The organism is Planifilum fulgidum, from assembly GCF_900113175.1.
GTDB lineage: Bacteria > Bacillota > Bacilli > Thermoactinomycetales > DSM-44946 > Planifilum > Planifilum fulgidum.
This window is the reverse complement of sequence record NZ_FOOK01000020.1, coordinates 47,981-59,470: the sequence shown is the minus strand read 5'-3', so window position 1 is coordinate 59,470 and position 11,490 is coordinate 47,981. Positions and strand designations below refer to the sequence as shown.

The 11,490-nt window shown below is 60.6% G+C and carries 13 protein-coding genes; 3 read left to right on the top strand and 10 right to left on the bottom strand.

Going from position 1 to position 11,490, the window contains the following annotated elements; translation table 11 throughout:
- Positions 1 to 187: 187 nt before the first annotated feature.
- The 7 genes from BM063_RS17295 to BM063_RS11535 form a co-directional block, all read right to left on the bottom strand.
- Entirely contained in the window at positions 188 to 586 is a 399-nt protein-coding gene (locus tag BM063_RS17295) for a hypothetical protein (protein WP_143085332.1), read from the bottom strand.
- A 123-nt stretch (positions 587 to 709) separates the two neighbouring features.
- Positions 710 to 2,200, bottom strand: a complete 1,491-nt coding sequence (gene lysS, locus BM063_RS11560) for a lysine--tRNA ligase (RefSeq protein ID WP_092039160.1) — start codon at positions 2,198 to 2,200, stop codon at positions 710 to 712.
- Between the two features lie 204 nt (positions 2,201 to 2,404).
- A complete protein-coding gene (dusB, locus tag BM063_RS11555) occupies positions 2,405 to 3,418 on the bottom strand; it encodes a tRNA dihydrouridine synthase DusB (protein WP_092039158.1) in 1,014 nt (337 codons plus the stop codon).
- A 52-nt stretch (positions 3,419 to 3,470) separates the two neighbouring features.
- Positions 3,471 to 3,998: a 2-amino-4-hydroxy-6-hydroxymethyldihydropteridine diphosphokinase gene (gene folK / locus BM063_RS11550; protein ID WP_092039137.1), complete on the bottom strand. Its 528-nt coding sequence runs from the start codon at positions 3,996 to 3,998 to the stop codon at positions 3,471 to 3,473.
- Entirely contained in the window at positions 3,995 to 4,360 is a 366-nt protein-coding gene (gene folB, locus BM063_RS11545; protein WP_092039135.1) for a dihydroneopterin aldolase, read from the bottom strand. The genes folK and folB overlap by 4 nt, the downstream gene beginning before the upstream one ends.
- 40 nt (positions 4,361 to 4,400) lie before the next feature.
- Positions 4,401 to 5,270: a dihydropteroate synthase gene (gene folP / locus BM063_RS11540; protein WP_092039133.1), complete on the bottom strand. Its 870-nt coding sequence runs from the start codon at positions 5,268 to 5,270 to the stop codon at positions 4,401 to 4,403.
- 23 nt (positions 5,271 to 5,293) lie between these two features.
- Positions 5,294 to 5,887, bottom strand: coding sequence for an anthranilate synthase component II (locus BM063_RS11535; RefSeq protein WP_092039131.1), 594 nt, complete (start codon positions 5,885 to 5,887; stop codon positions 5,294 to 5,296).
- Positions 5,888 to 6,072: 185 nt separating this feature from the next.
- Here BM063_RS11535 and BM063_RS11530 point away from each other — a divergent pair, with 185 nt between their 5' ends.
- The 3 genes from BM063_RS11530 (at position 6,073) to BM063_RS11520 (ending at position 8,479) form a co-directional block, all read left to right on the top strand.
- Positions 6,073 to 6,681, top strand: coding sequence for a GrpB family protein (locus tag BM063_RS11530; RefSeq protein ID WP_245752243.1), 609 nt, complete (start codon positions 6,073 to 6,075; stop codon positions 6,679 to 6,681).
- 634 nt (positions 6,682 to 7,315) lie between these two features.
- The gene (locus BM063_RS17675; protein WP_177199124.1) at positions 7,316 to 7,507 is read left to right on the top strand and encodes a hypothetical protein; all 192 of its coding nucleotides are present in this window, start codon (positions 7,316 to 7,318) and stop codon (positions 7,505 to 7,507) included.
- A gap of 15 nt (positions 7,508 to 7,522) precedes the next feature.
- A complete protein-coding gene (locus BM063_RS11520; RefSeq protein ID WP_092039127.1) occupies positions 7,523 to 8,479 on the top strand; it encodes an OmpA family protein in 957 nt (318 codons plus the stop codon).
- A gap of 87 nt (positions 8,480 to 8,566) precedes the next feature.
- On the opposite strand, the gene cysK is transcribed toward BM063_RS11520, so the two are convergent.
- The 3 genes from cysK to BM063_RS11505 all read right to left on the bottom strand — a co-directional run bounded on the left by cysK (position 8,567) and on the right by BM063_RS11505 (position 11,458).
- Entirely contained in the window at positions 8,567 to 9,511 is a 945-nt protein-coding gene (cysK, locus tag BM063_RS11515; RefSeq protein ID WP_092039124.1) for a cysteine synthase A, read from the bottom strand.
- 94 nt (positions 9,512 to 9,605) lie between these two features.
- Positions 9,606 to 10,484: an Hsp33 family molecular chaperone HslO gene (gene hslO / locus BM063_RS11510; RefSeq protein ID WP_092039122.1), complete on the bottom strand. Its 879-nt coding sequence runs from the start codon at positions 10,482 to 10,484 to the stop codon at positions 9,606 to 9,608.
- Between the two features lie 209 nt (positions 10,485 to 10,693).
- On the bottom strand, positions 10,694 to 11,458 hold the full coding sequence (locus BM063_RS11505) for a type III pantothenate kinase (RefSeq protein WP_092039120.1): 765 nt from the start codon (positions 11,456 to 11,458) through the stop codon (positions 10,694 to 10,696).
- Positions 11,459 to 11,490: the final 32 nt, after the last annotated feature.

The window sequence follows — 11,490 nt, the reverse complement described above, 5'->3', positions numbered from 1 at the left end:
GTTCGATATGACCGATATTTGCATATTTATAGAGCTTTTTGCCTGATCGCATTCATTATTTGGTGTGTAAACCGAATTTTGAAATAGCTTCTAATGCGAACCTCCTGACCGCGCTCAACACAAAGGGGAACACCCCGCAGAGGCTGTGGCGCCGCCTCATCCGTGCCGGATATGGTTTTCGGTCCAATCAAAGGTGCCGGTTGATCCCATGCTGAAGGGGCAGCGGCTGAATTTTTTCGCCGGGATCTTGCGCCTCCTCCCCGTCCGGAAAGCCCATACAAGGCGTGCGGCGCCAACCCGCAAACATCATTTTAGCCCGATCCATACTTTCATAACATTGGCTCACCTGTTTTCCATGGAACCGGAATAGCAACAATCCTGCAGGACAATGGTTTCGAACCGGGACAAGTCGAGCGTAAAAGAAGGGCAGTTCCTTTTCCGATTGCAGCCGCTTTCTCCCGGCTGAAACCGACAGGAAAGATTGATGCCAAGCGGGATGCTGGACATGCTCACCATGAACCGCGCCGATATCCTGTTGTTCTTCTCTGGTCCGTCCTCCGACGTCGACACCTCGAACCATGTTCATGTTTTCGTTGCCTCCACTGTAATCGGGCAAGTCATTGGGATCCGGATCCTTTCGAAGCCTGCCGCGAAAAAAGGCGTTCCCCCGTATATGGGGGAACGCCTTTTTTCATTTTTCCATCCGCCTTCAATCCCGATCCCGCATCAGCGGGAAGAGGAGGACGTCCCGGATGGAGGGGCTGTCGGTGAGGAGCATCACCAGCCGGTCGATGCCGATCCCCAGCCCTCCGGTGGGAGGCATGCCGTATTCCAGGGACTCCAGGAAGTCCTCGTCCATCGGATGGGCCTCCTCGTTGCCGGCGGCGCGCTCCTTCAATTGCGCCTCAAACCGCTGCCGCTGATCGATGGGGTCGTTCAGCTCGGTGAAGGCGTTGGCGTGCTCCCGGCCGACGATGAAGAGTTCGAAGCGGTCGGTGAAGCGCGGATCCTCTTCGTTCTTCTTGGCCAGCGGGGAGATGGCCGTGGGATGGCCGTAGACGAAGGTGGGCTGGATCAGCTTGTCCTCCACCTTTTGCTCGAAAAACTCGTTGACAATGTGGCCGAAGGTCATCGCTTTGGTCACTTCGACGCCGTGCTCCTCGGCAAGGCGGCGGGCCTCCTCGTCGCTCATCTCCCGGGTGAAGTCGACGCCGACATGCTCCCGGATCAGATCCGTCATCGATTTCCGGTCCCAGGGGGGCGTCAGATCGATCTCATGCCCCTGGTAAACGATCCGGGTCGTTCCCAGCACTTCCCTGGCCACGTGAGCGATCAGGTCCTCCGTCAAATTCATGATGTCCCGAAAATCGGCAAAGGCCTGATACAGCTCCAACATCGTGAATTCCGGATTGTGCTTCGTGGAAATCCCTTCGTTCCGGTAGACCCGGCCGATCTCGTACACCTTTTCCAGTCCGCCGACGATCAGCCGCTTCAGATGAAGCTCGATGGCGATCCGCATGTAGAGCTGCATGTCGAGGGCGTTGTGGTGAGTGATAAAGGGACGCGCCGCCGCTCCCCCGGCGATGGCGTGCATGGTGGGCGTCTCCACTTCCAGAAAGCCCCGCTCGTCCAAAAAGCGGCGGATCGCGGCGATGATGCGGCTGCGCAGGATAAAGGTCTCCTTCACGTCGGGATTCATGATCAGGTCGAGATAACGCTTGCGGTAACGCAGTTCCACGTCCTTCAAGCCGTGGAACTTCTCCGGCAGGGGGCGAAGGGACTTGGTCAGGAAGGTGATGGATTCCGCCTTGACGGTGGTTTCCCCGCGGTTGGTCTTGAACACCTCGCCGCTGACACCCAGCCAGTCGCCGATGTCGGCCATGGTGAAAAGCTCATACTGCTTCTCTCCCACCTCGTCCAGGCGGACGTAGATCTGGATCCGTCCGGACACATCCTGCAGGTGGGCGAAGGAGGCCTTCCCCTGCTTCCGCTTGGACATGAGGCGCCCCGCCACTGTCACCTTTTCCCCTTTTTCCTGCAACTCTTCCTTGCTGAAGTGACCAAAGGCCTCGTGAATGTCGCGGGCCAAGTGGGTCCGCTCAAAGCGGCGGCCGAACGGATCGATGCCCTCCTCGCGCAGGGTCTCCATCTTATTCCGCCGGACCTTCAACAACTCGTTTTGTTCCTCATCCCTAGTCATGACATACACTCCCTCCGGTTCGACGGGGGACCATTTGACCGTCAAACGGTTCTTTCCCCTTACTTTCCTTTATGGACCAAACGGGACAACCCTCAAACAGAAAAAACGGCCGAGAGTCGTCTCCGCCGGGTTTCACGCACGGGGAGCCTCCTCGCCGGCTCCGCGGCCAAGAAAAAACGCCGGGCGGGATGAACCCGCCGGAAGTCATCCCGCCTTTTTCGCCGAATTCCCGGACTGTTCCCGTTCCAGCTGCTCCACGAACTCCCACAGGACCCGGGCCATCCCCTCCCGGGTGGTTTGTTCGTTGATGCGGTCCTTCACCCGGGCGGCGCCCCGCAGTCCCTTCAAATACCAGGCGGCGTGCTTCCGCATCTCCCGGACGGCCACTTCCTCGCCGCGCAGGGCGATGAGCCGGTCCATGTGCACAAGCGCGATCTCCACCTTTTCCCGGGGGGTGGGCTCGGGAAGGAGTTCGCCGGTTTCCAGGTAATGGACGGTGCGGTGCAGCATCCAGGGATTCCCCAGGGCGCCCCGTCCGATCATGACGCCGTCGCAGCCGGTCTGCTCCAGCATCCGTTTCGCATCCTCGGGGGTGAAGACATCCCCGTTTCCGATCACCGGGATGTCCACCGCCTCCTTCACCTGGCGGATGATGTCCCAGTTGGCTTTCCCGGTGTACATCTGCTTCCGGGTGCGGCCGTGCACGGCCACCGCTTTTCCTCCGCCCCGCTGGACGGCCAGGGCGTTTTCCACGGCGTAGATGTGGTTTTCATCCCAGCCGATCCGCATCTTGACGGTAACCGGTTTTTCCACCGCCTCGACGACGGCGGCCACCAGTTCCTCGATTTTCCCCGGATTCAGCAGCCAGCGGGCGCCGGCGTCGCACTTGACCACCTTGGGCGCCGGGCAGCCCATGTTGATGTCGATGATGTCCGCGTTGGTCTGCCGGTCCACGATCTTGGCCGCCTCCACCAGGCTCTCCTTGTCCCCGCCGAAGATCTGCAGGCTGAGGGGCTTTTCCCGCTCATCCACGTACAGCATCTTCCGGGTGCGCTCGTTGCCGTGCAGGATCGCCTTGTCGCTCACCATCTCGGCACAGACCAGACCCACCCCGAATTCCTTGGCGATCAGGCGGAAGGCGGGGTTGCAGACGCCGGCCATCGGCGCCAGCACCACGTTGTTTTTCGTCTCCACCGGCCCGATCTTCAGTTTTTTCATCACGGCGCCTCATCCTCCTTTCTTTATTGCTTTCTTCAAACCGATATATTCCTCATCCCATCACCGGATTTGCCGGAGTGATGCGATACGGGGTCCTTCGCACGCCCGGCCGGTCCGGGGCCTTTTCGATCCGCTCCCGGACCGTCGCCCCGCTCCCGGGAATCCGCAGATTGCCCGCCACTTCCAGGAGGGGAATCAGGACGAAGGCCCGCTCCTCCATCCGGGGATGGGGAATGGTCAATTCCTCCCTGTGAAGAATCCGGTCCCCGTACAGCAGGATGTCGATGTCCAGGGTGCGGGGTCCCCAGCGGATGGTCCGCACCCGGTGAAGCCGCCTCTCGATCTCCTGGGCGACCGAAAGAAGCTCCTCCGGAGAAAGGGTGGTGTCGGCGGCGACGACCAGGTTGAGAAAATCCGGTTGCTCCACCGGACCGACGGGGGCCGTCTCATAGACGGAGGAGATCCGGGTGATGCGGATGGCCGGATGGGACTGGAGCAGCTCCACCCCCTGGCGCAGGTGGTCCAGCCGGTCGCCCAGATTGGAGCCCAGCCCCAGGTAGGCGGTCACCGGCTGCCTCATGGCCGCCTCCTGCGGATTTCCACGCCGACGGAATCGTAATGTCCGGGGATGGGCGGATTCGGCTTGGTCACCCGGACCCGCACCTCCTCCACCGGAAAGCCGGTGAGGAGCGCGCCGGCGATCCGCTCCGCCAGGGTCTCCACCAGCCGGCAGGGTTTCCCCTCCACCAATTCCTTGACCACCTGATACACCCGGCCGTAGTCCACGGTCTGATTCAGATCGTCGGTGCGGGCGGCGGGGGCCAGGTCCAGTCCCAGCTCCAGATCGACGACAAACCGCTGTCCCAGCCGTGTCTCCTCGGGGTATACCCCGTGATATCCGTAGAAGGTCATGCCCCTGAAAAAGATCGTATCCTTGTCCATCGTCTCCCCGGCCTCCCTCTTCCTCCGTGCCGCAAGTTCGTCAATCCCTGACCGCTTCGGGGCCGTACAGGATCGCATCGGTCATGCGGGCGACCCGGACCATTTCCCGCACGTCGTGCACCCGGACGATCCGGCACCCCTTGGCGATGCCCAGGGCGACGGTGGCCGCGGTCCCCTCGACGCGCTGGTCCGTGGGCAGGTCGAGGGTCTTGCCGATCATCGACTTCCGGGATGTGCCGAGCAGCACCGGATAGCCGAGCTCGACGATCCGCTCCAGCCGGCGCATCACCTCGAGGTTCTCCTCATAGGTTTTGCCGAAGCCGATCCCCGGGTCGAGGATGATCCGCTCCTCCTTGACGCCCGCCTCCCGGGCGATCCGCACGCTTTCCAACAGATCGGCGCAGATGTCGTCCAAAAGGGAATCATAGGCCGTCGGCAGTTCCCGGTTGTGCATCAGGACGATCGGCACATCGAAGCGGGCCGCCACCCGGGCCATCTCCGGATCCCGCCTGCAGCCCCACACGTCGTTGATGATGTGGGCGCCCGCCTCCAGGGCCTGCCGGGCCACCTCCGCCTTGTAGGTGTCGACGGAGAGGGGGACGTCCACCTCCCGGACGAGGGCCTCAATCACGGGAATCACCCGCTCCAGCTCCTCCTCCAGGGGAACCGGTTCATGCCCGGGACGGGTCGATTCGCCCCCCACGTCAATCAGGTCCGCCCCCTCCTCCACCATCCGGCGGGCATGGGATACGGCCCGGTCCAGCCGGTTGTACCGGCCCCCGTCGGAGAAGGAGTCCGGGGTCACGTTCAGGATGCCCATCACCAGGGTGCGCCGGTGGATGGGAAGGAGGTGGGAACCGGCTTTCAAGGGTTCCCTGGGCGGATGGATCATGGAAGTGGTGCCGCTCATTCCCTTCGCCCCTTTGCCGAAAGTCACACGGCCCGGGCCGGACGGCCGGGCAAATGCGCATCCAAAAAGTTGGTGAGCAGCCTTTTGCCCTCCGGAGTCCCCACCGATTCCGGATGGAACTGGACGCCCTCCAGGGGGTAGTCCCGGTGGCGCAGGGCCATCACTTCCCCTTCCGGCGTTACGGCACTGACCAAAAGTTCCGCCGGCAGGCTCTCCCGGTCGACAATCAGGGAGTGGTAGCGCATCGCCTCGAAGGGGGAAGGCATCCCCCGAAACAGGGTTTTCCCGTCGTGCAGGATCGGGGAGGTTTTCCCGTGCATCAGCCGGCCGGCCCGGACCACCTTCCCGCCAAAGACGTGGGCGATGACCTGGTGACCCAGGCAGACGCCCAGGATGGGAAAGCGGCCGGCAAAGCGGCGGACCAGCTCCGGACACACCCCCGCCTCCTCCGGCTTGCCCGGTCCCGGAGAAAGAATGATGGCCTCTGGAGCCATCCCTTCGATCTCCTCCGGAGTGATCCGGTCGTTCCGGTGCACCTCCGGGGATTCCCCCAGCTCTCCCAGATACTGCACCAGATTATAGGTAAAGGAATCGTAATTGTCGATCACCAGAATCATCCTCGGCTCCTCTCCTCTCATCTCGGTCTCGTCTCCGCAAACTCCCGCTATCCTTATCAGTTTACAACAAATCGTCCCCCGATAAAAGGCCAAGTAATGGCACCCGCCGGCAAAACCCGCAGGATCAAAAAATGCCCATGATGGGCGTCCGCCTCTGCTATAATGAAACAGGGTTCATGAAAAAAATGGATAAAGGAAGGTGGATCGATTCCCCGATGGATGATGCCAAACCGGCCCGGGATGCGGAAGAATACCTGAAAAAAGTGACGGTGGGCGAGCTGAAGCCCCACAACGCGCCCATCGCCCTGGTCGAGTACGACCCGCGCTGGCCCGGGCTTTTCGAGCGGGAGGCCGATCGGATCCGCTCCGCCCTCGGCGACCGGGCGCTCCGGGTGGAACACGTGGGCTCCACCTCGGTGCCGGGACTCTGTGCCAAGCCCGTCATCGACATCCTGCTGGTCGTGCCGGACTCCTCCGACGAAGCCTCCTATGTCCCGGCCCTGGAGGCTGCGGGCTACAAGCTCCGGATCCGGGAGCCCGAATGGTTCGAACACCGCCTGTTCAAGGGGCCCGACACCGACATCAACCTGCATGTCTTCAGCGAGGGCGCGTCGGAAATCGAGCGGATGCTGTGCTTTCGCGACTGGCTTCGCACCTACGAGGAAGATCGGGAAAAATACGCCCGCGTCAAGCGCGAATTGGCCCGGCGCAGTTGGCGACACGTGCAGGACTACGCGGACGCCAAGGGCGATGTCGTCCGGGAAATCCTGGACAGGGCATGCAAAAACCGATAGCCCGAGGGCGAGCTCCCCGCCCGCTGCAGATCCGGCACCGGATCTTCCTCCCTTGATTGCGGGAACCTTCGGCTCCCAGCCCCCCCTTTTCCGACCGGCATCCGCCTTGGCGCAACCCGCCTCTTTCGGCGCGGAGCAAAACCCCCGCGTCATCTCCCATGGTTCGCCCGTCCCGGAGGCTTTGACCGCCTCCTGGGCCTTTCGCTTTGCGGCTCCGGCCGCATAAAATTCTTATTCCAACCTAATTCCATCGGCAATCGGGAAAAATAATCGTTGCCAAAGTGCCATTATTTTATATAATATGCATATAACAATTTTTTAAGGAGATGATCTGGTGAAAAATTTATTAAAAATTTTTATATTATTTTTTGTTGTTTTTCTCTTCTCCGGCTGTCAACTCGCCCTGCCCAAGGCAGATCCCCCCGCCCCCCAAGCCGAGTCCAAGCCCAAATCCGAGCCCGCCTCCAAACCAGCCCAACCCTCCGCTTCCTATCCGAGACCGATGACGTTCGGGGATTGGCCGGAAGACGAAACCAAGTTCGCGGTCGACAATCCGCGTTCGCAATTTCGCCCGAATGAATCGATTACATATTGTTTTGAGGACCATAAACCGATGTTTACCCATGAGGTCCGGGTGCGAGTCGTCCGTGAAACGGGCGAGGTGATCAAAGAGCAGAAAGTCAACGTCGACGCCCTCTCATTCGGCAGCATCTACACTTTCCACGACGGTCTTCCCTGGCTTCAGCCCGGCAAATACCGGGTGGAGGTTTACCGGGACCGGGATCAAACCCTTATGTCGAAAGGGACCTTTGAAGTGATTCCTTAGAAAGGAGAACATTCCATGCGACACCGGATATTCTGGCTCTTTCTTCTTTGCGTGCTTCTCACGGGATGCCAAGCGGATTGGCTGTCCTCCCTTCAGGCGGTGAACAAGCAGACCGAAACGCAAAAGGAGGAGGAGAAAAAGAAAAAAGAGGAGGAAGCCATCCGACAGGAAAAGAAAAAATGGAAAAAATACGTCAACGAACAGGAAGAGAACGCGCAAAAATTGCAGTTCGGCGATTTCGACCCCAATGTGAAAGGTTCTTTGGCCAATCCCCGCGAAGCCTTTGACACCGATGAGAACATCAGCTTTAAACTGACCAGCCCTTCGCCCTTCGGAACCAACAAACTCACCGTCAATCTCCTTCAATTAAAGGGAGAAGTGAAGAAGGTGATCAGGCGGTATGAGGTATACCTCAGCCCGGATTACGTATGGTACACCAAGGAATTTTACCGCCCGGCCATTGATGGCAAATTGGAACCCGGGGAATACAAGGTGCGGATCTATAAGGACCTGACGTTGATCGGCGTCGGCACCTTCCATGTGGTGGACGGACTTTCCAAGTCGAATCGGCTGAAGGACATCGAATTGCCCGGCTCCGTCGGAATTACGCTAAGGGAGAACTGGATTAAGCTGAACGTCCCTGAACCCATCCTCTTCGAATTCGGCAAAAGCTCGCTGACGGATGAAGCCAAAACGACACTGAACGAGGTCGCGCGGTTCCTAAACCACTTCCCCAATTCGAAGGTGCAAATCGAAGGCCATACCGACAGCATCGGCTCTGCGGCGTATAACCAGAAGCTGTCTGAAGAGCGGGCCGAAGTGGTCAAAGAACACCTTGAGAAATTGACCCAGCAGGAAATCCGATTCCAAACCAAAGGCTGGGGAGAAACAAAACCCATCGCCTCCAATGACACCGTTGAAGGGCGGCAAAAAAACCGGCGCGTCGAGATCATCGTCACGCCGGAGCAGTAATTCGCGCCTGCCTCCTCCTTCTTCCCCGGTTTTCCGGAAAAAACGGAAGCCGCCGGATTCATCCGGCGGCTTCTTCCCCTTTGCCGCTTACCGCGCGGTGGATTCCTCTTCTTCAAACTGGTACAGGGGCGTCGACAGGTAGCGCTCCCCGTTGCTGGGAACCACCGCCACCACCTTTTTCCCTTGGCCCAGGCGGCGGGCCACTTTGGCCGCGGCGGCCACCGCCGCGCCGGAGGAAATGCCGCCGAGAATTCCTTCCTCCCGGGCCATCCGGCGGGCCCACTGGAAGGCTTCCTCGTTGTCGACGGTGATCACTTCGTCATAGATCTCCGTGTCCAGAATGTCCGGCACGAAACCGGCCCCGATTCCCTGGATCTTGTGGGGTCCGGGCTTTCCTCCGGAAAGGACCGGCGAAGCGCTCGGTTCGACGGCGACCAGGTGCACCCCGGGGATCTTCTCCTTGATCACTTGTCCGACTCCGGTGATCGTTCCCCCGGTGCCGACGCCGGCGACAAAGGCGTCAAAATGGCCGTCCATCTGCTCCAGCAGCTCCCGGGCGGTCGTTTCCCGGTGGATTTTCACGTTGGCCGGGTTCTTGAACTGCTGGGGCATGAAATGGTTCGGCCGCTCCCGCACGATTTCCTCCGCCTTTTTCACCGCGCCGCGCATTCCCTCGGCGCCGGGCGTCAGCACCAGTTCCGCACCATAGGCCCGGAGGAGGTTGCGACGCTCCAGGCTCATCGTGTCCGGCATCACCAAGAGGGCGCGATACCCTTTGGCCGCCGCCACCATCGCCAGGCCGATTCCCGTGTTGCCGCTGGTGGGTTCCACGATGGTGTCTCCGGGTTTCAAAAGCCCTTGCTTCTCCGCTTCCTCGATCATGCTGAGGGCGATCCGATCCTTCACGCTTCCCCCCGGATTGAAAAATTCCAGCTTCAAATACACGTCCGCGTCCGTTTTTCCGATGATCCGGTTCAGCTTGACCACCGGCGTCTGGCCGATCAGCTCCAGAATATTGTTGGCAACCCGCATTTGAAGGCCTCCTATTCCCATCATGTAACTAGGGTTACTTTCCTTTATCTTATCCCCATTTCCCCGGCATTGTCAATAAAAAAGCCGGGGGCGTCTACTTCATTTCCCCCAGCCACTTTTCCAGTTCCTCTCTCTCCACCACGTAGCGCTCGCTGCAGAAATGGCAGATCACTTCCGCCTTCCCCTGTTTTTGCAAGAGGGCCGAAATCTCCTCCTTCCCCATGCTCTTCAAAAGGGAACGGATCCGGTCCGGGGAGCAGGAACAGTCAAAGGAGACGGGCTGCCGCTGCAGCACCTGGACATCCTCGCCGATCACTTCCCGGAGCAGATCCTCGGGGGCGGCGCCGGCCTGAATCCGGTCGGTGACGGAGGTCATGGCGGCAATCCGCTCCTCCAGGCGCGCGATCGTCTCCTCCTCGGCTTCCGGCAGCACCTGGAGGATAAACCCTCCGGACGCCAGCACCGAACCGTCCCGGTCCACCAGGACGCCGACGCCCACCGCCGACGGAATTTGCTCCGATACGGTGAAATAATAGGTGAAATCCTCCCCCAACTCTCCGGAAACGAGGGGCACGCTCCCCCGGTAGGGTTCCTTCAGGCCGAGATCCTTGACCACGTAGAGCATCCCCTCGCCGACGGCTCCGGCCACATCCAGTTTGCCCCGGTCGTTCAAGGGGAGATCCACCGCCGGGTTGTCCACGTACCCCCGAACGTGTCCCCGGGAATCCGCATCCACCACGATCTGGCCGAGGGGGCCGTTCCCCTTGATCTGGATGGTGAGGCGGTCCCTCTCCCCTTTGAGCATCAGCCCCATCATCGCCCCCACCGTGACGGCCCGCCCCAGGGCGGCCGTGGCCACCGGCCAGGTGTGGTGACGCCGTTGAAGCTCCTTCACCAATTCGGTCGTCCGGGCGGCGAAGGCCCGCAGCGTCCCGCCGTGGGCCGTCGCCCGGACCGCGTAGTCCTCCCTCATCGTGACACCTCCCGGTCATTGCGCGCCTGTCGATCCCGCAACCCCGCCGTCCGGCCCGTCGCCTACAGGATTCCACAAGGAGCCGCGGACCATCCGGAACCGTTTTCGCCCGCCGGGCGGCTTTTCGGGAACAAAAAGACGGGCTGCTCCCTTCGCCGAAGGCGGCGCAAAGCAGCCCGTCCCCTTCCTCCGCTCAGGCTGCCGCTTTTCTATTGATTCCGCTCGTAAATGATCTTGAGCCCCCGCAGCGTCAGCAGCGGATCATACACGTCGATGGTCTCCGCTTCCTTTGAAATCATCTCCGCCAGCCCTCCGGTGGCCACCACCGTGGGCCGCTTGGTCAGAAGCCGCTTCATCCGGTTCACGATTCCGTCCACCACGCCCACATAACCGTAAAAAAGACCGGACTGAATGGCCTTTACGGTGTTCCGCCCCACGACGCTTTCCGGCTTGACCACCTCCACCCGGGTCAGCTGGGCGGCCCGCTGGTGGAGAGCTTCCGCGGAAACATGCACGCCGGGAACGATCGCTCCTCCGACGTAATGCCCCTGCTCGTTGATAAAGCAGAAGGTGGTCGCCGTCCCGAAATCGACGATGATCAGCGGCGGACCGTAGGTTTCGATCGCCGCCACCGCGTTCACGATCCGGTCCGCCCCCACTTCCCGGGGATTTTCGTACTGGATGTTGAGTCCGGTTTTCACCCCGGGACCGATCACCAGGGGCTGTAAACCGAAATACTTGCGGACGAGCAGGTGCAACACCCGTTTGAGGGGCGGAACCACCGATGAGATGCTCACCCCGTCGATCTCCTCCATCCGGATCCCTACGTGTTCAAACAAACTCTTCAACAACATCGCATATTCATCTTCCGTCGCGTTGCGATCGGTCTGGATCCGCCAGTGGTGAAGCAGCTCGTCCCCCTGAAAAAGCCCCAACACGATGTGGGTATTGCCGACATCCATCACCAACAGCATCGATTCCACCCGCTTTGTCCCAAAAGTCCAAC

Coding starts and splice junctions, on each gene's coding strand:
- folK (WP_092039137.1), bottom strand. CDS start 3,998: ATGAGGCAGCCGGTGACCGCCTACCTGGGGCTGGGCTCCAATCTGGGC.
- BM063_RS11530 (WP_245752243.1), top strand. CDS start 6,073: ATGGATAAAGGAAGGTGGATCGATTCCCCGATGGATGATGCCAAACCG.
- cysK (WP_092039124.1), bottom strand. CDS start 9,511: ATGCGGGTTGCCAACAATATTCTGGAGCTGATCGGCCAGACGCCGGTG.
- BM063_RS11505 (WP_092039120.1), bottom strand. CDS start 11,458: ATGCTGTTGGTGATGGATGTCGGCAATACCCACATCGTGTTGGGGCTT.
- folP (WP_092039133.1), bottom strand. CDS start 5,270: ATGAGCGGCACCACTTCCATGATCCATCCGCCCAGGGAACCCTTGAAA.
- BM063_RS17295 (WP_143085332.1), bottom strand. CDS start 586: ATGAACATGGTTCGAGGTGTCGACGTCGGAGGACGGACCAGAGAAGAA.
- BM063_RS11535 (WP_092039131.1), bottom strand. CDS start 5,887: ATGATTCTGGTGATCGACAATTACGATTCCTTTACCTATAATCTGGTG.
- lysS (WP_092039160.1), bottom strand. CDS start 2,200: ATGACTAGGGATGAGGAACAAAACGAGTTGTTGAAGGTCCGGCGGAAT.
- folB (WP_092039135.1), bottom strand. CDS start 4,360: ATGGACAAGGATACGATCTTTTTCAGGGGCATGACCTTCTACGGATAT.
- dusB (WP_092039158.1), bottom strand. CDS start 3,418: ATGAAAAAACTGAAGATCGGGCCGGTGGAGACGAAAAACAACGTGGTG.
- hslO (WP_092039122.1), bottom strand. CDS start 10,484: ATGAGGGAGGACTACGCGGTCCGGGCGACGGCCCACGGCGGGACGCTG.
- BM063_RS11520 (WP_092039127.1), top strand. CDS start 7,523: ATGCGACACCGGATATTCTGGCTCTTTCTTCTTTGCGTGCTTCTCACG.